General features: G+C 48.5%; 16 protein-coding genes. 12 read left to right on the top strand and 4 right to left on the bottom strand.

Translation table 11 applies throughout. The annotated features are described in order from the left end of the window. The first annotated feature begins 35 nt into the window (after positions 1–35). The 8 genes from sdhA (at position 36) to dps (ending at position 10350) form a co-directional block, all read left to right on the top strand. Complete coding sequence (gene sdhA / locus LG288_RS07060) at positions 36–1745, top strand: succinate dehydrogenase flavoprotein subunit (protein WP_404403058.1); 1710 nt, start codon at positions 36–38, stop codon at positions 1743–1745. Positions 1746–1758: 13 nt separating this feature from the next. Continuing rightward, a complete protein-coding gene (locus tag LG288_RS07055; protein ID WP_404399433.1) occupies positions 1759–2472 on the top strand; it encodes a succinate dehydrogenase iron-sulfur subunit in 714 nt (237 codons plus the stop codon). Between the two features lie 109 nt (positions 2473–2581). Further along, on the top strand, positions 2582–5386 hold the full coding sequence (locus tag LG288_RS07050; protein ID WP_404399432.1) for a 2-oxoglutarate dehydrogenase E1 component: 2805 nt from the start codon (positions 2582–2584) through the stop codon (positions 5384–5386). A gap of 13 nt (positions 5387–5399) precedes the next feature. Continuing rightward, positions 5400–7034, top strand: coding sequence for a 2-oxoglutarate dehydrogenase complex dihydrolipoyllysine-residue succinyltransferase (odhB, locus tag LG288_RS07045; RefSeq protein WP_404399431.1), 1635 nt, complete (start codon positions 5400–5402; stop codon positions 7032–7034). A gap of 139 nt (positions 7035–7173) precedes the next feature. Next, positions 7174–8340: an ADP-forming succinate--CoA ligase subunit beta gene (gene sucC / locus LG288_RS07040; protein WP_404399430.1), complete on the top strand. Its 1167-nt coding sequence runs from the start codon at positions 7174–7176 to the stop codon at positions 8338–8340. Beyond that, entirely contained in the window at positions 8340–9212 is an 873-nt protein-coding gene (gene sucD / locus LG288_RS07035) for a succinate--CoA ligase subunit alpha (protein WP_404399429.1), read from the top strand. Before sucC ends, sucD begins: the two co-directional genes overlap by 1 nt. Before the next feature lie 140 nt (positions 9213–9352). Next, complete coding sequence (locus tag LG288_RS07030) at positions 9353–9745, top strand: hypothetical protein (protein ID WP_404399428.1); 393 nt, start codon at positions 9353–9355, stop codon at positions 9743–9745. 77 nt (positions 9746–9822) lie between these two features. Then, complete coding sequence (dps, locus tag LG288_RS07025) at positions 9823–10350, top strand: DNA starvation/stationary phase protection protein Dps (protein ID WP_404399427.1); 528 nt, start codon at positions 9823–9825, stop codon at positions 10348–10350. 69 nt (positions 10351–10419) lie between these two features. Here the strand turns inward: dps and LG288_RS07020 are convergent, their stop codons facing one another. Both LG288_RS07020 and LG288_RS07015 read right to left on the bottom strand, forming a co-directional pair. Then, positions 10420–11193, bottom strand: a complete 774-nt coding sequence (locus LG288_RS07020; RefSeq protein WP_404399425.1) for a zinc-dependent peptidase — start codon at positions 11191–11193, stop codon at positions 10420–10422. Between the two features lie 52 nt (positions 11194–11245). After that, positions 11246–13423 (bottom strand): EAL domain-containing protein, encoded by a 2178-nt coding sequence (locus LG288_RS07015; RefSeq protein ID WP_404399424.1) that lies wholly within the window; start codon positions 13421–13423, stop codon positions 11246–11248. Positions 13424–13531: 108 nt separating this feature from the next. Here LG288_RS07015 and LG288_RS07010 point away from each other — a divergent pair, with 108 nt between their 5' ends. After that, positions 13532–15247, top strand: a complete 1716-nt coding sequence (locus LG288_RS07010) for an EAL domain-containing protein (RefSeq protein WP_404399423.1) — start codon at positions 13532–13534, stop codon at positions 15245–15247. 31 nt (positions 15248–15278) lie between these two features. Here the strand turns inward: LG288_RS07010 and LG288_RS07005 are convergent, their stop codons facing one another. After that, positions 15279–17558, bottom strand: coding sequence for a PAS domain S-box protein (locus LG288_RS07005; protein ID WP_404399422.1), 2280 nt, complete (start codon positions 17556–17558; stop codon positions 15279–15281). A gap of 192 nt (positions 17559–17750) precedes the next feature. On the opposite strand from LG288_RS07005, the gene LG288_RS07000 reads away from it, so the two are divergent. Genes LG288_RS07000 through LG288_RS06990 form a run of 3 tightly spaced genes read left to right on the top strand, consistent with a single transcriptional unit; the run spans position 17751 to position 20849 of the window. After that, the gene (locus LG288_RS07000) at positions 17751–18986 is read left to right on the top strand and encodes an acyl-CoA dehydrogenase family protein (RefSeq protein ID WP_404399421.1); all 1236 of its coding nucleotides are present in this window, start codon (positions 17751–17753) and stop codon (positions 18984–18986) included. Next, a complete protein-coding gene (locus tag LG288_RS06995; RefSeq protein WP_404399420.1) occupies positions 18979–20058 on the top strand; it encodes a phosphotransferase family protein in 1080 nt (359 codons plus the stop codon). Before LG288_RS07000 ends, LG288_RS06995 begins: the two co-directional genes overlap by 8 nt. 20 nt (positions 20059–20078) lie before the next feature. Then, positions 20079–20849 carry an SDR family oxidoreductase gene (locus LG288_RS06990; protein ID WP_404399418.1) on the top strand — a complete coding sequence of 257 codons (771 nt, stop codon included), beginning with the start codon at positions 20079–20081 and terminating at the stop codon, positions 20847–20849. Here LG288_RS06990 and LG288_RS06985 read toward each other — a convergent pair. Beyond that, positions 20846–21295, bottom strand: a complete 450-nt coding sequence (locus LG288_RS06985) for a hypothetical protein (protein WP_404399416.1) — start codon at positions 21293–21295, stop codon at positions 20846–20848. The two genes, LG288_RS06990 and LG288_RS06985, sit on opposite strands and share 4 nt — an antisense overlap. Positions 21296–21342 lie beyond the last annotated feature (47 nt).

Below are 21342 nucleotides of genomic sequence, written 5' to 3'. Positions count from 1 at the left end.
TTGATGCGGTGGTGATTGGTGCCGGCGGGGCCGGAATGCGGGCAGCACTGCAAATATCCCAGGAAGGACTCAGCTGCGCGTTGATGTCGAAAGTGTTTCCGACGCGCTCACATACGGTATCAGCTCAAGGCGGCATTACAGTTGCGCTGGGTAATGCTCACGAAGACAACTGGGAATGGCACATGTTCGATACGGTCAAGGGTTCCGATTACATCGGTGACCAGGACGCTATTGAATACATGTGTAAAGCAGGTCCTGAGGCCATTTTGGAAATGGAAAATCTGGGCTTACCTTTCTCACGGTTTGAAAACGGCAAAGTCTATCAACGTCCGTTCGGTGGTCAGTCAAAGAATTTCGGCGGCGAACAAGCAGCGCGTACTGCAGCTGCAGCGGACCGTACCGGTCACGCATTATTGCACTTGCTTTACCAGCAGAACGTTAAAAATAAAACGACGGTCTTTTCAGAGTGGTATGCACTGGACATCGTGAAAAATCAAGATGGTTCGGTTTGTGGTGTTACCACCATGGATATCGAAACCGGCGAAGTTTATTTCGTTAAAGCTAAGGCTGTGGTCCTGGCAACCGGTGGCGCGGGTCGTATTTACTCTTCAACGACCAACGCGCACATCAATACTGGCGACGGTGTTGGTATGGCATTACGCGCTGGTGTGCCGGTGCAGGATATGGAAATGTGGCAGTTCCACCCGACCGGGATTGCCGGCGCGGGCTCGCTGGTGACAGAAGGTTGTCGCGGTGAAGGGGGCTACCTGCTGAATAAAGATGGTGAGCGCTTTATGGAGCGTTATGCACCGAATGCCAAAGATTTGGCATCCCGTGATGTCGTATCTCGCGCAATGATGACCGAAATTCGTGAAGGCCGTGGTTGTGAAGGTCCTTGGGGTACACACATCAAGCTTAAGCTGGACCATCTGGGTAAAGAAACGCTGGAAAGTCGTTTGCCGGGTGTCTGTGACTTGTCACGCACATTTGCTCATGTCGATCCGGTTAAAGAACCGATTCCAGTTATCCCGACCTGTCACTACATGATGGGTGGTATCCCAACTGACATTCATGGGCAGGTTTTGACCGTTGACGATAAAGGTCAGACGTCACACGTTAAAGGTTTGTTCGCTTGTGGCGAAATTGCTTGTGTGTCTGTACATGGAGCGAATCGACTGGGTGGTAACTCGTTGCTGGATCTGGTGGTCTTTGGTCGTTCGACCGGAATGCACTTGGGTGAAAACCTGGCTGCAAATGTCGAAGCCCGTGAAGCGACAAGTGATGATGTCGATGCTGCTTTAAGTCGCTATAACCGCTGGGAAAATACCCAAAAAGGTGAAGATCCGGCGCAAATTAAGAAAGACTTGCAGCAGTGTATGCAGCTTAACTTCTCGGTTTTCCGCGAAGGCGATTCGATGAAAGAAGGTCTAAAAGAACTTCAGGAAATTCGCGACCGTCTGCAGAATGCGCGTCTTGATGATACATCCAAAGAGTTTAATACGCAGCGTGTGGAGTGTCTGGAGTTGGATAATTTGATGGAAACTGCATACTCAACTGCAGTTGCAGCAAGCTTCCGTACTGAGAGTCGTGGCGCCCACAGCCGTGCGGATTATCCGGATCGTGATGACGAAAACTGGCTTGTGCACACTATTTATCGTCCTGAGAACGAAGATATGGTGACTCGCGAAGTTAATCTGGAACCTAAATTGCGTGAAGCTTTCCCTCCGAAAGCTCGTACCTATTAAGTTGGAGGGTACTATGAAAAAATATACGTTTTCAATTTATCGCTACAATCCGGATGTAGACAACGCTCCACATATGAAAGAGTACAGCCTGGAGGTTGAAGATAATCAGGATTTAATGGTGCTGGAAGCGCTGATTAAATTGAAAGAAAAGGATCCAAGTCTGGCGTTTCGCCGCTCATGTCGGGAAGGTGTTTGTGGCTCCGATGGCATGAGCATTAATGGCAAAAACGGTCTGGCCTGCATCACGCATTTATCATCATTAAAATCCGACCGGATTGTTATCCGGCCATTACCGGGATTGCCGGTAATCCGTGATTTGATTGTTGATATGAGCCAGTTCTATAAGCAGTACGAGAAGATTAAACCCTTCTTAATTAACGACGAGAAAACACCGCCGGCGCGCGAACGCCTGCAGTCGCCGGAAGATCGTGCTAAGCTTGATGGATTATATGAGTGCATTTTATGTGCTTGTTGCTCAACGTCTTGCCCATCATTTTGGTGGAATCCGGATAAATTTGTTGGTCCGGCCGGCTTGTTGCACGCCTATCGGTTCTTAATTGATAGTCGCGACACAGCCACTGAAGAACGCCTCAGTGAGCTAGACGATGCCTTTAGCGTGTTTCGTTGCCACGGAATTATGAATTGTGTCAACGTTTGCCCGAAAGGCTTGAATCCAACTAAGGCGATAGGTCACATCAAGTCTATGCTACTGAGCCGTGCTGTTTAAATTACAGCGTAGTCCGGTAAAGAAATGAGTTGATGTTTTGAATAGCTGCCTTGAATCAGGGCGGCTATTCTTTCATAGTATGGTCAGAATTTAGTGTAAAGGAAACGCAATGCAAGAGGGTGTAATGCGTGAGTGGCTAGAGTCCTCGCATCTAGCCGGAGGTAACATTGCTTATATCGAACAAATGTTCGAAGTGTACCTCGATGACCCCACGGCCGTCAGTGACGAATGGCGGGAAATTTTTGATTCTCTGCCGAGTAACGACAGTGCCGTAGATATCAAGCTAAGTGAGGTCCGCGACGAGTTCAAATCGCTGGCGAAGAACAAATTCAAGCAATCGGCTGCCGGCAGTTCCCACGCAGACGAAAAGCAAGTTAAAGTCCTGCAGTTAATCAACGCGTACCGTTTTAGAGGGCATCAGCACGCCAGTCTTGATCCTCTTGGCATGTGGCAGCAAGAAAAGGTTCCCGAGCTATCACTTGATTTTCATGGTCTGAGCAAAGATGACCTGGACCGCGAATTTAATGTCGGTTCGCTGGCCACGGGCAGCGACACAATGAAGCTTAAAGACATCCATGAGGTGCTTGAATCCACCTATTGTAATCAGGTGGGTGCGGAATATATGCACATTGTGTCGACGGAAGAAAAACGGTGGATCCAGCAGCGCCTTGAGGGCGTAGCCGGCAAGCCGTCGTTCCAGCAGGACCAGCAAACCAAAATTTTGCGCGAACTCATTGCCGCCGATGGCCTGGAAAAATATTTAGGTTCAAAGTTTCCGGGCGCTAAGCGCTTTTCTCTGGAAGGTGGCGACAGCCTGGTGCCACTGCTCAAAGAACTCATTACCCGGTCGGGCGAACAGGGCGCGAAAGAAGTTGTCATCGGTATGGCTCACCGCGGACGTTTGAATGTGCTGGTCAATGTGTTGGGCAAAAAGCCACAGGACTTATTTGACGAGTTCGCTGGTAAGCATTCCAATAATAAAGGTTCCGGTGATGTAAAATATCATATGGGCTTTTCGTCTGACTTTGAAACACCGGGTGGCGATGTCCATCTGGCGCTTGCTTTTAATCCGTCTCACCTGGAAATCGTTAACCCGGTAGTGATGGGTTCAGTTCGCGCACGTATGGATCGTCTGGATGACCCGGAAGGGCAGAAAGTTCTGCCTATAACGATTCACGGCGACGCGGCGATAGCCGGCCAGGGCATAGTGCAAGAAACCTTCAATATGTCCAAGACCCGCGCTTATCAGGTGGGTGGTTCGGTGCGTATTGTTATTAATAATCAAGTTGGGTTCACCACTGCTAAACGTGAAGATGCCCGCTCGACACAGTACTGTACTGACATTGCAAAAATGGTTCAGGCGCCTATCTTCCACGTTAATGCGGATGATCCTGAAGCCGTCGTTTTTGTTACTCAGCTGGCACTTGATTATCGCAATAAATTTAAACGCGATGTACTGATTGACCTTGTGTGCTACCGCCGTCATGGTCACAACGAAGCCGATGAGCCCAGTGCAACGCAACCCTTGATGTACAGTAAAATTAAAAAGCATCCGGTTGCCCGCGAGATTTATTCCGACCGCCTTGCTGATAAGAATGTGGTCGAGAAAGACAAGGCAAAAAAATGGGTTGACGATTACCGTGATGCCCTTGACCGCGGCGAAGTCGTGGTTGATGAACATCGTCCGATGCGGCAGCATTCGGTTGACTGGTCACCCTATATCGGCAACGAGTGGGATGTTGATTACGATTACGAAATTAGTTCGGAAAAGCTGCGCGAACTGGGTGATAAAATCTCTTCTTACCCTGAGGATCATAAGCTGAATTCGCGAGTCGCTAAGGTTTATCAGGAACGTCAAAAAATGGCGAAAGGTGATAAATCCATGGACTGGGGCTTTGCTGAAACATTAGCTTATGCCAGCTTAGTCGAGCAAGGTATCCATATCCGGTTGACGGGTCAGGACTCTGGGCGGGGTACGTTTTTCCATCGGCATGCAGTATTGCATGATCAAGAAGATGCCAGTACTTATATGCCGCTTAACGACATCCATGATGATCAGGGCAAGATAGAAATTTATGACTCTGTCCTGTCTGAAGCCGCGGTGGTGGCATTTGAATATGGATACGCAACCGCAGAACCAAAAACTCTGGTCATGTGGGAAGCTCAGTTCGGTGATTTTGTGAATGGAGCTCAGGTTGTTATCGATCAATTCCTTAGTTCCGGTGAGCAGAAGTGGGGTCGCCTGTGTGGTCTGACATTATTGCTGCCGCACGGCTACGAAGGTCAGGGCCCTGAGCATTCGTCGGCGCGGTTGGAGCGATTCCTGCAACTGTCTGCCGATCACAACTGGTCGGTTTGTGTGCCGACTACCCCGGCGCAAGTATTCCACATGATCCGTCGCCAACAGTTACGTCCGGTTCGTCGCCCCTTAGTGGTCATGACGCCTAAATCACTGTTGCGCCATCCATTAGCGATTTCAGATATGGATGATCTGGCAAACGAATGCTTTCACAACGCCATCGGTGAGATAGATGATCTCAAACCGAAAAAAGTTAAACGCGTGATCATGTGTGCCGGTAAGGTCTATTATGACTTGTTACAGGAACGCCGTAAGCGCGAGCAGGATGACGTTGCGATTATTCGAATTGAACAGTTGTACCCGTTCCCGGCCGAAGAAGTGGCCGATATTATGAAAGACTATCAGCATGTCAAAGAGTTTGTCTGGTGTCAGGAAGAGCCACAGAACCAGGGCGCCTGGTATAGCAGCCAACACCACTTCTGGGCTGCTATTCCCTCGGGTGCTCAATTAACCTACTGCGGCCGTGATGCTTCCGCTTCACCTGCTGTTGGTTATTTATCTGAGCACAATAAACAGCAACAAAAACTCGTTGACGAAGCGCTAACTATTAAATAGGTGAAGATGAACCATGGCGATTGATATTAAAGTTCCTCAATTACCCGAATCCGTTGCTGATGCTACTATCGCAACATGGCACGTAAAGGCCGGCGATAAAGTATCGCGCGACCAAAATCTGGTTGATATCGAAACCGATAAGGTAGTGCTTGAAGTCACTGCAGAAGCCGATGGTGTGCTGGGCGAGATAATCGCAGAAGAGGGTACCACTGTCACAGCCGATGAAGTTATCGGCAAGCTTGAAAAAGGTGATGGCGAGAGCTCTTCAGATTCTGACAAAGAGTCTGACGACAGCGATTCGGAAGATAAAAAATCGGACGACAAGAAATCCAAGGATAAAGAATCTGAGGATGATGAATCTAAAGACGCTAAGGACAAGAAAGAGTCCGGGTCTAAACAAGGTTCAGGTGAAAAGCTGGATGTAAACGTTCCGCAGTTACCGGAATCTGTTTCTGATGCCACCATTTCTGCATGGCATGTCAAAGAAGGTGACGAAGTAAAGCGCGATCAGAACCTGGTTGATATCGAAACCGATAAAGTGGTGCTGGAAGTTGTAGCGCCTGCCGATGGCGTATTAGTAGAAATCAAACACGATGAAGGTGCTACCGTTGGTGCTGATGATGTCATTGGTGTCGTCGAATCCGGTGCTTCAGGCGGTTCTTCCTCAGGTTCGGATGAGTCAAAATCTGAACAGAAATCTGACGATAAAGATGATTCTAAGAGCTCTGATGATGATGGTGGCGACGGCGAAGTAGCAGGGCCAGCAGTACGTCGCTTATTAGGCGAACACGGTCTTAAACCCAGTGATGTAAAAGGCACAGGAAAGGGCGGCCGGGTTACTAAAGAAGATGTTGAAAAACATGTTAAGGGCAAATCAGAGAAATCAGACTCAGATAAATCAGCTGTGAGCAGTAAAGAACAAGCAAAACAGTCGGCAGCCTCCGGTGACCGTGATCAAAAACGTGTACCGATGACACGTCTTCGTAAGCGTATTGCAGAACGTTTGTTGCAGGCGAAAAATGATACGGCCATGTTAACGACCTTTAACGAGATCAACATGAAGCCAATCATGGATCTTCGTAAAAAGTATAAAGATCAATTTGAGGAGACCCACGGCACTCGTCTTGGCTTTATGGGCTTTTATGTCAAAGCAGTTACTGAAGCTCTAAAACGTTTTCCTGACGTTAATGCATCAATCGATGGTGATGACATTGTTTATCACAATTACTTTGATATCAGCATTGCTGTTTCGACGCCACGCGGTCTGGTAACTCCGGTATTGCGTGACACCGATAAGCTGTCGATTGCCGACATGGAAAATGGCATTCGCGACTTAGCCGTAAAAGGGCGCGATGGTAAACTGACACTGGATGAGATGCAGGGTGGTAACTTTACCATCACCAATGGCGGTGTATTCGGGTCATTGCTGTCAACGCCTATTCTTAACCCCCCTCAAAGTGCGATTCTGGGAATGCATAAGATCCAGGAGCGGGCGATGGTGGTTGATGGCAAAATTGAAATCTTGCCAATGATGTACTTAGCTCTTTCTTACGACCATCGCATTATTGATGGCAAACAGTCGGTTGGCTTTTTGGTTACCGTTAAAGAGCTGTTAGAAGATCCTCAACGTCTGATCCTGGATATCTAAAGACGCTGAGCAAAAAGCCGCATCGCTATTTTAGTGTTGCGGCTATTATTTATGCGCCGTTCACGTTAAAATTCGGCGCGGTATTCGGGTAGGCAGCAGGTAAGCTGCTTTGGTTGTTTCAACGAATCGGAAGAGCATCATGAATTTGCATGAGTATCAGGGTAAACAACTCTTTAAAGAGTATGGTTTGCCAGTATCTGAAGGTTTTGCCTGTGACACTGCTGATGAAGCAGTAGAAGCGGCAAAACGTATTGGCGGTGACGTTTGGGTTGTCAAATGTCAGGTTCACGCAGGCGGCCGTGGTAAAGCGGGCGGCGTTAAATTAGTTAAAAGTCTGGATGAAGTTCGCGATTTTGCAGAACATTGGTTAGGTAAAAACTTAGTGACTTTCCAGACCGACGAAAATGGTCAGCCGGTTGCTAAGATTTTGGTTGAAAGCTGCACCGACATTGCCGACGAATTATATCTTGGCGCTGTTGTTGACCGTGGTTCACGTAAAGTGGTCTTCATGGCGTCAACAGAAGGCGGTGTCGAAATCGAGAAAGTTGCAGAAGAGACTCCGGAAAAAATTCTGAAAGCTGAAATCGATCCAACGGTTGGTGCACAACCCTACCAGGGTCGCGAACTAGGCTTCAAACTGGGTTTAAGCCCGGATCAAGTAAAACAATTCACCAAGATCTTCTTAGGTCTGGCAAAAATGTTTGAAGATTACGATCTTGCCTTGCTCGAAATTAACCCGTTGGTCATTACTGACGAAGGTAAGCTGCATTGTCTTGATGCCAAAGTCGGTATCGACAGTAACGCTTTGTATCGCCAGCCTAAGATCCGTGAAATGCACGATCCCTCACAAGACGATGCGCGTGAAGCTGAAGCGGCCAAGTGGGAATTAAACTACGTGGCGTTGGACGGTAACATTGGCTGTATGGTTAATGGTGCAGGCTTGGCGATGGGTACTATGGACATCGTTAAACTGAGTGGTGGCGAACCAGCTAACTTCCTTGACGTTGGTGGTGGTGCGACCAAAGAGCGTGTTTCTGAAGCGTTCAAGATCATCTTGTCCGATAGTTCGGTGAAAGCCGTATTGGTTAATATCTTTGGTGGTATCGTCCGTTGTGACATGATTGCCGAAGGTATCATTGGTGCGGTAGAAGAAGTTGGCGTTAAAGTTCCGGTCGTTGTTCGTCTGGAAGGTAATAATGCCGAACTGGGTACAGACAAATTGAACGATAGTGGCCTGAACATTATCGCAGCAGAGAGCTTATCTGATGCTGCCGATAAAGTGGTTGCTGCGGCAGGAGGTCAATAATGAGCGTTTTGATCGATAAAAATACCAAAGTCATCTGCCAGGGCTTTACTGGTGGACAGGGTACATTCCACTCCGAGCAAGCGATTGCCTATGGCACGAAGATGGTCGGTGGTGTGACTCCGGGTAAAGGCGGTCAAGAGCACTTAGGCCTGCCCGTATTTAACACAGTAAAAGAAGCAGTGGAAGCGACTGGTGCAACGGCATCGGTTATTTATGTACCGGCTCCTTTCTGTAAAGATTCAATCATCGAAGCGGCGGATGCGGGCATCGAACTGATTGTCTGTATTACTGAAGGTATCCCTACGCTGGATATGCTTTATGTAAAAGAATACCTGACGCACAAAGGTGTGCGCATGATCGGTCCAAACTGTCCGGGTGTTATTACGCCGGACGAGTCAAAGATCGGAATCATGCCTGGTCACATTCACCAGAAAGGTAAAGTAGGTATCGTTTCTCGTTCAGGTACACTGACTTATGAAGCGGTTAAGCAGACTACCGATGCAGGATTCGGCCAGTCCACTTGTGTTGGTATTGGTGGCGACCCTATCCCTGGCTCTAACTTCATTGATATTCTGGAATTATTCGAAAAAGATCCGGAAACTGAAGCGATTGTCATGATTGGTGAAATTGGCGGAACTGCGGAAGAAGAAGCGGCAGAGTACATTAAAGATAATGTCACAAAACCGGTTGTTTCCTACATTGCAGGTGTTACTGCTCCTCCGGGTAAACGTATGGGCCACGCCGGCGCCATCATTGCCGGTGGTAAAGGTACCGCAGACGAGAAATTTGCTGCACTGGAAGCGGCAGGTGTTAAGACTGTGCGTAGTCTTGCAGATATCGGTAAAGCTCTGGCTGAAAAAACTGGCTGGTAAGCTGAGTCGTTAAAGAAATATCAAAACCCGGCCTTGCGCCGGGTTTTTTTATGCCGAAAAGCCGGTCGTCATTTGACAGATCCCGTTTAGCCGACAAGACTTAAAGATAAGTATCTTGTGTGCAGTAAACGGAGATTTTTATGAATGCAGAGCAATACTTAAACGAGTTTCTGATTAACCGCTTACCGGAAGGCACCACAGTGCCAGAGTTTTTTGAAGCAGCAGGCGATGAAGCTGAAGAGATGCGCGAGTTGGCTGATGACATCGTTGAATTACAAACTGATGCTGCTGTACCTGCAGATTCTACCCGCACGCAATCTTATGATGCACTAGCCGAAGAGCGCGCTAATATTGTCGCGAATATGAATGTGGTAGACAGCCGAACCGAGCGGGAGTCAAGAGAAAGACGTTTGGATGACATTCAACGCGAGATGGAAGCGGGCAGCCAGGTTGGTGGTGGCAAACAAGCCGAGCTGGGCGAAAAGATGAGTCAGCTGGAACGTATGATCGACCAGGTGATAGAGCGTATGTGAGCCGTTCGCGAACACAGAATAAGCGAATAACCCAGATAGTTAAGTGACAGTAAAAATCCAATCTAACAGGAGGAACTATGCACAAGAGTGACAAACCAGAGAAGTTAGCTGAGTTTACTGCTCCGGGCATGGATGATGAATCGGCGAAAAAAACCATCGCCATTCTCGATAACCGTATGGTTGCACTGATTGACTTGCAACTGACCTTAAAGCATATCCACTGGAATGTGGTTGGCCCTAATTTTATTGGTGTACACGAAATGCTGGACCCCCAGGTTGAAACAGTCAGGGAAATGACGGACACCATTGCCGAGCGCATTGCGACCCTGGGCGGTGTGCCGGTTGGTACTCCTCAGGCACTGACGGAACGTCGCTCCTGGGAGGATTATTCCATAGGCAAAGCGCTGGTGACTGAGCATCTTATGGCTTTAGATAAAGTCTATAACGGTGTTAATAAAGACCACAGAGAAGGTATCGAGCAGTTAGCTGAGTTAGACGCAGTGTCGGAAGATATGCTGACAGGCCAGCTTGCCGAGCTTGAGCAATTTCAGTGGTTCGTTCGTGCGCATCTTGAGTCTTCATCAGGTGAGCTAAGAACAAATTAGTCCGCGAAACCACTTATCAGAACGGTAGAGTGACAGAGGCCCAACAGTATAACGTTGGGCCTTTTTTATTTATTCGGCAGCCGGGTCTTGACGGTAGAACTGGCTCAGTAACCGGTAAACGTCGGGCATGTCAGCTTTCATATGAGTAGGAGCTTCAAAAAACGTTTCGCTGCAGACAGCGAAAAACTCAGCTGGACTGGTTAACGAGTAACTATCGACTGGTAGCTTTTTATGCTGGTGAGAAGCCTGCTGTAAACGGTCCCAGGCAGCGGAAAAAATATCATGCCACTCGCCGGGCTTCATATCAGGGTGCATCGGCGGCGCCCCGTTAGCACCATCTCGCAGCATATCCAGTTTGTGGGCAAATTCATGAATAACTACATTGCCCGGCTTGCCGTTGCGTGCAGTAGGTCCGGTTTGGGCTACGGACTGCCATGACAGAATCAGTGGACCACGCAGCCAGGCCTCGCCGCTTAAGCCCGGATTTTTTGTATGTACCACACCGTCAACCGTTTGATGGGGACGATTAGGAACAAAATCGCCCTCGTAAATAATCACAGTGTAGAAATGATCGTACCAATCCAGCCCAAGATGCAAAACGGGGACACAGGCCATCGTCGCTATTTTCAGGCACATTGCGTCGGAGAACTGAAAGTCAGCGCCGCCGGCAAAATCTTTGCGCACTAAAAAGCGAAAAGTCATATTCCGCAGCGCATCGCGCTCGGAGCCCTGATAGTTTTCGAGGACCGGCCAGTCGGCTACTGCGGACTCCCATTCGCTGTCAGTAAAGCCCATTTTTTTGATTTTTCGGTCTTCTAACCAGGTACGTAACCGTTTAAACATTGCCAGCTCGTGTTGTTAACAGAAGGATTCAGACGCTTGTTGCTGCCCATTATCAAGGACGGCGACGCAGTTGATACTGAGCCTCGTATAACAACTTTGAATAGCTAAAATGAGAATTTTCGCTGGTTGTTGCAACACCGGTTGAAACGGTCAATTTGAGTGAGTTCGGTGCTAGTGTCTGATTAATCACCCGGTCAATTTCCTGGTTAATACGATCGACGATCGAGGCCAGTTGAATTTCTTCTCTGTCGGCCTTGTTAATCATCATTACGCTGAATTCATCGCCAGAAAAACGACTAATAATGTCCGACTGGCGAAAGTTTTCGCGTAAAATATCGGCTATAGCAATTAAGGCAGTGTCGCCGGCTGTGTGTCCATATAACTCATTAAACTGCCGAAAGTCATCAATATCAATCAGTAATAAATAGATGGCCAGCTGGCTGCGTTCAGCCAGCGTCAGCATACTTCTGGAGCGCCGCTCAAAGGCCGAACGATTGAACAACTGAGTCAAATGATCGAGATCCTGATATTCATCGGCCTCCAGCTCTTCTTCAACCAAAGCCGCAAGCTGCTGCAGAACGATTTTCTCCTGGTCGCTGAAATGGCGGGGTTCACTATCAATTAAACATAATGTGCCAAGGCGCTCACCGCCAGGCATCTGTAATGGACATCCGGCATAAAACCGGATCGGTTTATCGGCATCTGTCACCAGCTCATTATTCCTGAACCGCGGGTGTTCACTGGCATTGTTAACCACAAACACTTCCTGAAAGCCTAACGCATGGGCGCAAAAAGAAAACTCCCGCGGCGTCTCCGGTAAATCAAAATCCGGATGCGATTTAAACCATTGGCGTTCCACATCAACAAAAGAGATAAGCGCAACAGGAACGTCGAACAATCGCTTGGCTAAGCGGGTGATACGATCAAATCGATACTCTTCCGGCGTATCAAGAATATCCAGCGTCTTCAGCGCTTTAACACGTTGTTGCTCCATAGTCTGATAATATTCTTCTATCCACACTTCGCACGGTTCGGCGGCCATTGGTTTAGCAATGGCAAATCCCTGCAGTATGTCGCAGCCAATCTGGTCCAGGTAGCGTCGCATGGCATGGCTTTCTACTCCCTCAGCAACGGACTTTAAACCAAGGCTTTTGGCCAGGTTCACCACGCTTTTTATAACCGCCCTTGATTCTGCTGACTCATCACCGGTCATAACAAAGGATCGATCCACTTTCAGCTCCGAAAAGGGCAGCCGGGCCAGTTGGATAAGAGAAGAATAACCGACTCCAAAGTCATCAATGGCCAGACCGAAGCCTTTGATTCGTAGACGCGTCAGGATATCCAGCATTTCGGTCGGGTTTTCCATAGCTGCTGTTTCAGTAACTTCTAAGATAACCTGCTGTGGCGAGACTCCATGCTGCTCACAGCAGTCAGACAGTTCGTCGGGCAACAGCCGGTTCTGTAGATTAACCACAGAAATATTAACCGCTATGGTTAAGTTGTCTGGTTCCATTGTCAGTGTCATTGACTGGTCTGGATTGACTGTTCTACTTAGCCGGGCAAACCAACACATTGCCTGGTCAAAAACGAGTCGCGTCAGACTGTCAATTTGATGAGTGCGTTCAGCTAACTGGATAAAGTAATCTGGCCTGACCCCACCATGTTCCTCGTCATGCCAGCGAGCGAGTACCTCAAAACCCAGCAGCAGTTTAGTATGGCTGCTGATTTTTGGCTGAAAATGTGCATTAATGAGGCCGCTGTCCAGTGCCTGCTGTAAATCATCTTCACCCGGAAACCAGTGATCCTGCGCAGGAGCTATTTTTTCTTTTGCCGTTGGGCGACGGCGGCGATTGTGCTTGATAAAGTCGGTCAACACCTGGCGGGCTTCCGCAGTTCTGAATGGTTTATTCAGCACACCCGCGATTTCCATACCATGCTCCTGGGCGGATACTGCAGAGGAATTAACAACTCGCTTGCCGGCGCCGCTGATAATAATGAGCTTGGCGTTGTGGTTGATATCGGCCAGTCGCTCGATAAGTTGCACGCCATCAACATCGGGCATAATTAAGTCGACCATAATGAGGTCGGGCTCAAACAAGCTCAGTTGTTCATAAAAAGCCAGTGCCGTGTCGGTAAAGATGACGTGGAAACCGCATTGCTCAGCAATGGTTTTGAGCATTTCGCCTATCTGCTCATCGTCATCAATAATCAACAGCTTATGTGTATTCATTATAGCGCCTTGTGTTTTTGACTTTTAATTATCCACGTTATTATCTTTGCTCCGTACACGGATAGTAGTGACAACCAAAGCAAATTACCATAGGGTTGATTTAGATCGATGAACTCATTGAGTAATTACTGTATGCGGCGTTATCAAAACAGCCTGGAGAACATTCGAAAGTTTATCACAGCTACAGAGAAATATAGTGCTGAAGTGCACCTGTTAATTGGGCTGTTACTGGCTTCATTAATCACGGCGCTATTCAAACTTATTGCCGTAGCCGGAGGAGTTCCGCATGTATTTGAATATGGCTTCGTGTTACTCATCCTGCTTGCTGGCTTTATCCATGGCCCCCTGATTGGGGCGTTAGCCGGACTGATAGTCGGGGTTATGTTAAGTCCGGGAGCCGATACATCGGTAAACCCGGCAACGTCGGGTGATGATTACCTGTGGGTTGTACGAGTGGTTGTATTAACGCTACTGGGATTCGGAGTCGGCAGCCTGAAACGGCTGCTATTACAGTTGCATGAGGCACTTCATAGCGCAGAGAGACGAATGAGCGGTACTAACCTGCCGAACTTGACGGCAGCCGTTGAACATATTGATAAACTAATGAAAGTGTCAGACCGAGTACCGGAAAAATATCTTAACTTAGTGAATTTACGGCTGGAAAATATTGACAAGCTGCGGCAGGAGCTTGGCCGCAAAGCGACCGATGAGTTTTTAACGATGCTAGCGAAAAAATTCCAGAAACGGCTGGGATCTGACGCTTATGTTACTCAAACGGCAAGTAATGAGTTAACAGGTATTCATGCTTCTGAGTCTGCAGATGCTTTTAAGCAAATGCAAAAAGACATTGATGAGATGCTGCTTGAACCAGTGGCGGTGCAGGGAAAAGAAAGGAAGCTGCAGGCTGCTGCTGGCTTATACGGCGTAAGTAAAACGGCACAGCGCTCGACACCTGCTGAACAGTTGATACAAGAGCTTACAGCGACCACGCAACGGGCTGTCGACAGTCACCAGACATCGGTAGCCGTAAATGATAGCCAGGCCCATGACGCTGACGATATTGGTGCGTTTTCAGTCAAGCGCCAGTTACAGGAGGCACTCGCTAATCATGAATTCGTGCTGCGCTATCAGCCGCGTTTGAATACAGTCGATGGTTATTTCGCCTCTCTCGAGGTAATACCTCTTTGGGAACATCCGCGCCGGGGCACCATCGCTCTATCTGAAGCCATGCCGATTCTGGAAGAAGCTTCCATGGTCCAGTATTTTTCTCTGTGGCTGGCCCGAAAGGCGCTGGATGATGCCAAACGTTGGTTTAAGAAAGGTTATAAATTCCGCATTTCTCTGAACATTTCGCTAACCGATAAATTAGACTCACGGGTGCTTGCCTTTATTCTGCAGGAAGTTCGTACGCACGCAGTTGCACGCGGGTTTTTGAGTTTAGAAGTTTCCGAGGTGGCTTTAGTTGCCGCAGATAAAAAGTGCATGGATTATTTAACTCTCATTCAGCATCAGGGGTTGTCAATTATTGTTTCGGACTTTGGAGAAGGTAAGGCAACTATCCAGACGTTGTTCCGTATGCCGGTGGATGCTGTGAAATTTACCGAGGAATTAGTCAAAAAGGCTAGCCACCATAGTGATAAAAAGCGGGAGCTTTACAGCATCATTAAAATGGTCCGCGCAAAAGGTTTAACTACTGTTGCTTCGGGCATACATAATCGAGAGACGCTATTGATGCTCAAACAATTGGGTGTCGACGAACTGCAGGGGCCAGTGCTAAGTAAAGCCTTGCCCAAGGAAGAGATTCCCTGGGCACGAATTCGTTAAAATGCAGCGGATAAGTCCCGCAGGTCAACGCTTAATCTTCGCGCCTCAACATCCGGGTAATATGATTGATTAGCTGCTGTTTGCGGTAGGGCTTTGACAATATCGGGTACTTTGCGATATTGCCTGTTTCGCGATCAATTATTTTTTCTGCGAAGCCACTGGTCAGTAAAATACTGCCTTTAGGGTAACGGCTGGCAAATAAATGAGCCAGTTCAATACCCGACAGCTCACCGGGCATAACAATATCGCTAAACAAAAAATCGATGTTATCGTGTTGTTCCATAAGCTGAAGAGCTTCGGCTGCATGTTCTGCCTGCAACACTTTAAAGCCCTCAGACTTTAAATAATCAACTGCAAGTCGGCGAATAGAGGTTTCATCATCCACTACTAGAATTGTGAGATGCATTGGTGTTGAAAGTGTCGGCGCTTCGTCAATAGTATTTATCGCGGGAGCCGAGTCTACAAGCGGCAGATATAAGGTAAAAGTGGTGCCTTTGTTAACTTCAGAGGATACTGTGATATGGCCACCTGACTGTTTGACAAAGCCAAACACCATACTCAGACCAAGGCCCGTTCCGGAATTATCGCTGCGGCGTGAGAAGAAGGGTTCGAAGATGTGCTCGAGATCCTTTTCCGGTATTCCATGGCCGTTATCAGAGACTTTCAATAACATGTAACTGCCATGTTTCAGATCGGGGTTTAACTGCAGTTGCTTGTCATTAAGCTGCGAAACTTTAGCTTCAATGGTTAATTCGCCATGACCGCTCATTGCATGTTTGGCATTTGTGGCTAAGTTAAGTAAGGCGTTTTCCAGTTGAGCACAGTCAATAAAAATATAAGGCAGCTCTGGCTCGACGTTGATATTGAATTTATTTTCCCGGCCTATGGCTGTGCGTAGCAGGGGCTCAAGCTCTTTGAGCGTATTACCAATATCCACCGGCTCCGGGTCTAAAGCTTGGCGCCGGGCAAAAGAAAGTAAGCTGTTAGTCAGCGCTGAGCCTCGCTCAGCGGCATGCAGGATGGTGTTCGCCAGTTTTCTGTGAGCATCATCGGCAAGGTTTTCGCATAACAAATCTGCATTGCCCATGATGATGGTCAGCAGGTTATTAAAATCATGCGCAATGGAACCGGTCAAATGACTAATCGACTCCAGCCGCTGAACTTGTTGAAGCTGCTGTTCCATATTGTGTTCGCGGGTTACGTCACGTTCAACCGCAACCCAGTGCGTGTACCAGCCGGTTTTATCTGCTATCGGAACGATATCCAGCTCCAGCCAGATTTCACTGCCATCCTTAGTGTAATTTAAAATCTTCGCGCGGACAGACTGCCATTTTAATAAGGACGTGCGAATTTTATCCAGCTCGGCACTTTGAGTGCCGGGTCCTTGCAGGATACGGGGTGTCTTACCCAGGATCTCTTCAGCAGTAAAACCCGTTTTGCGTTCAAATGCTTCGTTAACGAATACCACTCGCGGGCCGGGTTCCTGCACCGGTTCGGCTTCGGTAATAATAATGATATCGTTCAGCCGTGAAACGGCTGTGCGCAGCAGCCTGAGTTCTTCTTTCTCGTGCTGCTGCCTGCTAATGTCAGAGCATGAGCCATACCAGATTTCAATCTCGCCCTCGGCGTTATATTTAGGCTTCGCCTGCGTCAACATCCAGCTATAGTTGTTCTGGTGGTCTTTAATTCGAAATTCCACTACGCAGGGCTCGCCGGTAGCAACCGACTTTTCCCAGGCCTGCACCGCTCGGTCGACATCCTCAGGGTGAACCAATGATTGCCAGTTTCCCTGAATGTACTCAGCGGTTTCCCCTGTTAAAGCAACTAACTGCGAACCTACGTAAGCGATACTACCGTCTGGTTTGCCAACCCACACCATCACGGGCAGAGCGTCTGATAGCTCCTTGAAATAATTTTTTTGCGCTACGGCATGTTTGCTTTTTGCTGCTGCTCGTTCGGCTCTTTTAATGTGATGAAGCAATAAATAGGTGCTGACTATCATAACAAAACTTAAGGTTCGATTAGCCAAGATAGCCCACTTGCTTAAATCAAACTGAACATCCGGTGATAAAAAAAAGCCAAACCAGTTAAATAGCAAAGCCGAGCAGGTAACAATAACAACCGTTTGCATTCTGACGACTGCGCTGGCGAATAGAATAATGGGGATGTACAAGTAGCCATGGGCAAAGCCGAGCTGGGTTAGACTATCGGTCACTAATACCAGCACCATAAGAAATGCCAGCACGGTGTTTCCTATCAGACTGTGAGGACATACGGCACCGAACATGGGTTCAAACTGACGCCTGCTCATATTGGTATCCTTATCGAGGGGCAAAAAATCGTACTGACCTGCGGTTCCGGTTTGTTTAAGTCTAGGACGCATTGCGGAATAACGAAACCACTCATTTTTATAACACCGCAGAACTCAGCTGCGTGGTGCTGGTTGTACCAGCTACTATTTCATGTCTACAATGCAAATAATCGCAGGCGACGGAATCATGTTATGGACTTTGCTTACAGTGAAAAAACCCAGGATTATTTGGCCCGGCTTGATGCGTTTATGGTGCAATATATCGAGCCTTATGAAAATCAATACCAGAAAGAAAATTACCGGCTTAACAGCACGCCTAACTGGCGCGAGTGGCAGGTTCCGCCGCGGGTTGCGGAGCTTAAACAGATGGCCCGTGAGCAGGGGCTCTGGAATCTTTTTTTACCCGATGAAAAAGCCGCAGCGGGGCTGTCGACCTTAGAATATGCGCCCCTTGCTGAGCGCATGGGTCATAGCTTGTTGGCGCCGGAGATATTTAATTGTAATGCCCCGGATACCGGTAATATGGAAGTACTGCATTATTTTGGTGACGATGCCCAGCAGGATCAATGGCTGCGCCCTTTACTGGAAGGGACAATACGCTCGGTATTTTGTATGACTGAACCTGATGTCGCTTCTTCAGATGCAACCAATATGCAAACCAGTATTGTGGCGCAAAACGATGAATGGGTGATTAACGGGCGCAAGTGGTGGAGCACCGGCCTGGGCCATCCACAGGCAGAGATTGCGATTGTGATGGGGCTAACCGATGACGATGCAGATAAGCACCTGCGGCATTCGATGGTGCTGGTCCCCCTGGATACGCCGGGCGTGAAGATCGAACGGATGCTTCCGGCTTTGGGCGAATACGATGCCCCTTATGGTCACGGCGAGGTGGTATTTGATAATGTCCGGGTACCCAAAGAAAATATTATCGTCGGCCCGGGCGCCGGCTTTAAAATTGCTCAGGGCCGGCTGGGCCCGGGCCGTATTCATCACTGTATGCGCGCTATCGGCGCCGCCGAGCGGGCGCTGGAACTCTTCATCGAGCGCGGTGTGTCACGTATTGCCTTTGGTCAGCCGTTGCTGAAGCTGGGGGGGAATACCGAACGTCTGGCTGATCTGCGGGTAGCGATCGATCAGGCGCGACTGATGACCCTGCATGCAGCCTGGAAAATTGACGAAGTGGGTGCGCGCAAGGCCATTAAAGAAATCTCTGCGATTAAACTGGTCGCGCCTAATGTGCTACAACAGGTTGTCGACGAAACCATGCAGTTATTCGGCGGTGCGTCGATGTGTCATGATACGCCATTGCCCGGGTTACTGGCGGTAGCACGATCGCTGCGTATTGCTGATGGGCCGGATGCTGTTCACCGGGCAACGATTGCAAAAACTGAGTTAAAACAGTGGCAGGAACGAAAAAATGACTAATGACCTGCTGGATCAGGCAACCAAGGTACGCGATGAGGAGGCGCTTCCGGCCGCCCAATTAGATCAGTGGCTGGCAGAAAATCTCGGTGACCATCTGCCTGAAGAGCGTGGTGAGCTGCAAATCACCCAGTACACCGGTGGCGCCTCTAACTGGACCTATCGGCTCGACTATAATGGCGTAACTCTGGTCCTCAGGCGGCCGCCGGCCGGGACAAAAGCGAAATCTGCCCACGATATGGGTCGTGAGTATCGCTTACAAAAAAAGTTACGTCCGCAATTTCCTTATGTGCCGCGGATGCTGGCTCATTGTACCGATGACACCGTCATTGGCACCGAGTTTTATGTCATGGAACATATCTCCGGGGTTATTCCGCGTCGCCGATTTCCAAAAGGCTTGCAGCTTAGTGCCGGGCAGGCGCAGCAGCTAAACATCAACGCTCTGGATAAACTGATCCAGCTGCACAAGGTCGATCTGGATACCACAGGTCTGCGCTCAATTGCTAAGGGTGCGGGCTATACGGACCGCCAGGTGAGTGGCTGGTGCGGGCGTTACCAAAAAGCCAAAACCTGGGATGTATTTGGCGCCGGTCCGGTAATGCGCTGGTTACAGGAAAACAAGCCGCTGCAGGAAACCATCTGCCTGACACACAACGATTTTCGGCTGGATAACCTGATTCTAAACCCTGACGAGCCGACTCAGATCATCGGTATATTAGACTGGGAACTTGCTACACTGGGTAATCCATTAATGGATTTAGGTAATGCGCTGGCTTACTGGATTCAAGCTGATGATGACCGTATTGCCCGCGCCACCAAGCGTCAGCCCAGTGACTATCCGGGAATGTTAAGCCGCCAGCAAATTATAGATTATTACTGTCAGCATACAGACACATCAATGGATGACTTTGTGTTTTACGAAGTTTTTGGCATGTTCCGTTTAGCGGTTATCGCTCAGCAAATTTATTATCGTTATCACCATAAACAAACCAACAACAAAGCATTCAAGAACTTCTGGTTTTTAGTTAATTATTTATTGTGGCGCTGCCGGCGTCGCATTGCTCAAACGAAATAACACCAATAAGAGAGCACAACATGTCTCAACAACGTAACACCATTCTAATTACCGGCGCCAGTTCGGGACTGGGGCAGGGAATGGCGCGGGAGTTTGCCGCTCAGGGCAAAAACTTATGTTTATGCGCGCGTCGGCTGGATCGTTTGCAGGAATTAAAACAAGAACTGGAAATTAAGCACCCAAAAATTACAGTCAACATAAAAACCCTGGATGTGAATGAAGACGACGAGGTATTTCGGGTGTTCCGCGAATTCAAACAAGAACTTGGCGAAATCGACCGGTTTATTATAAATGCGGGGATGGGTAAAGGGGCTGCTATCGGTACCGGTTACTTTAAAGCCAATAAGGCAACGGCACAGACAAACTTTGTCGCAGCGCTGGCGCAGTGCGAAGCTGCAATGGAAATTTTACGCGAGCAGAAAGCCGGACACTTGGTTACCATTTCGTCGATGAGCGCTTTTCGTGGTTTGCCGCGGGCAATGACGGTTTATGCTGCGACCAAAGCAGGACTGGCGTCGCTGACCGAGGGGATCCGTGCCGACTTACTAAAAACCTATGGTAATAACAGTCCGATTAAGGTTTCTACTATTTTTCCGGGCTATATCCGCTCAGAAATTAATGAAAAAGTTAAGAACACACCATTTATGGTTGATACCCAAACCGGTTGCCGACTGCTGGCAAAAGCTATCAACAAGGAGCCTGTGACCGCTTATGTTCCGCGCTGGCCCTGGGCCGTTATGGCATTTTTGATGAAACGGTTGCCGCTCAAGTGGGTGCTTAAGCTAAGCTAACAGCCCTCGCGGGGCTGTTTTTCAATATCGACAGCTAAGGTGACACTTTGCCCCTGCTGATTGCGATACAAAAATACCGGTTCAGCAAGGTTCATTTCCATCCGCTCGCCATCGTGAATAAGATGCAGTGTCTGATCCTGTAAGTGCAGTTTAAGACAGTTGGCTGAACGGGTAGTCAGCATCCGTTGCCAGTCTTCGGTGTCAGGCTGAACTAACCAAAGTTCATGGCCTTGCCACTGCGTTTTTTCGCCCCGGGCACAAAAGTAATGGCGGACTTCGGCGGAGCGATCAGCGGTTTGTACCATTTGCTTTAGGGTACAGTCATCCTCGGAGGGCAATCGGGGCTGCATGGCGGTGTATTGATAAACAATAATACTAACAACGATGACAGCAAAGGTAATGCCGCTGGCGGCAAGTAACCAGGCAGCCTTTTTTAACAGTTTCATGGTCATCCTAACTTTTATGGTTTACCAAAACACGCTATCGTAATGGT

Source organism: Idiomarina seosinensis (assembly GCF_044797955.1).
Taxonomy (GTDB): domain Bacteria; phylum Pseudomonadota; class Gammaproteobacteria; order Enterobacterales; family Alteromonadaceae; genus Idiomarina; species Idiomarina seosinensis_A.
This window is presented reverse-complemented; position numbering and strand designations above follow the sequence as displayed.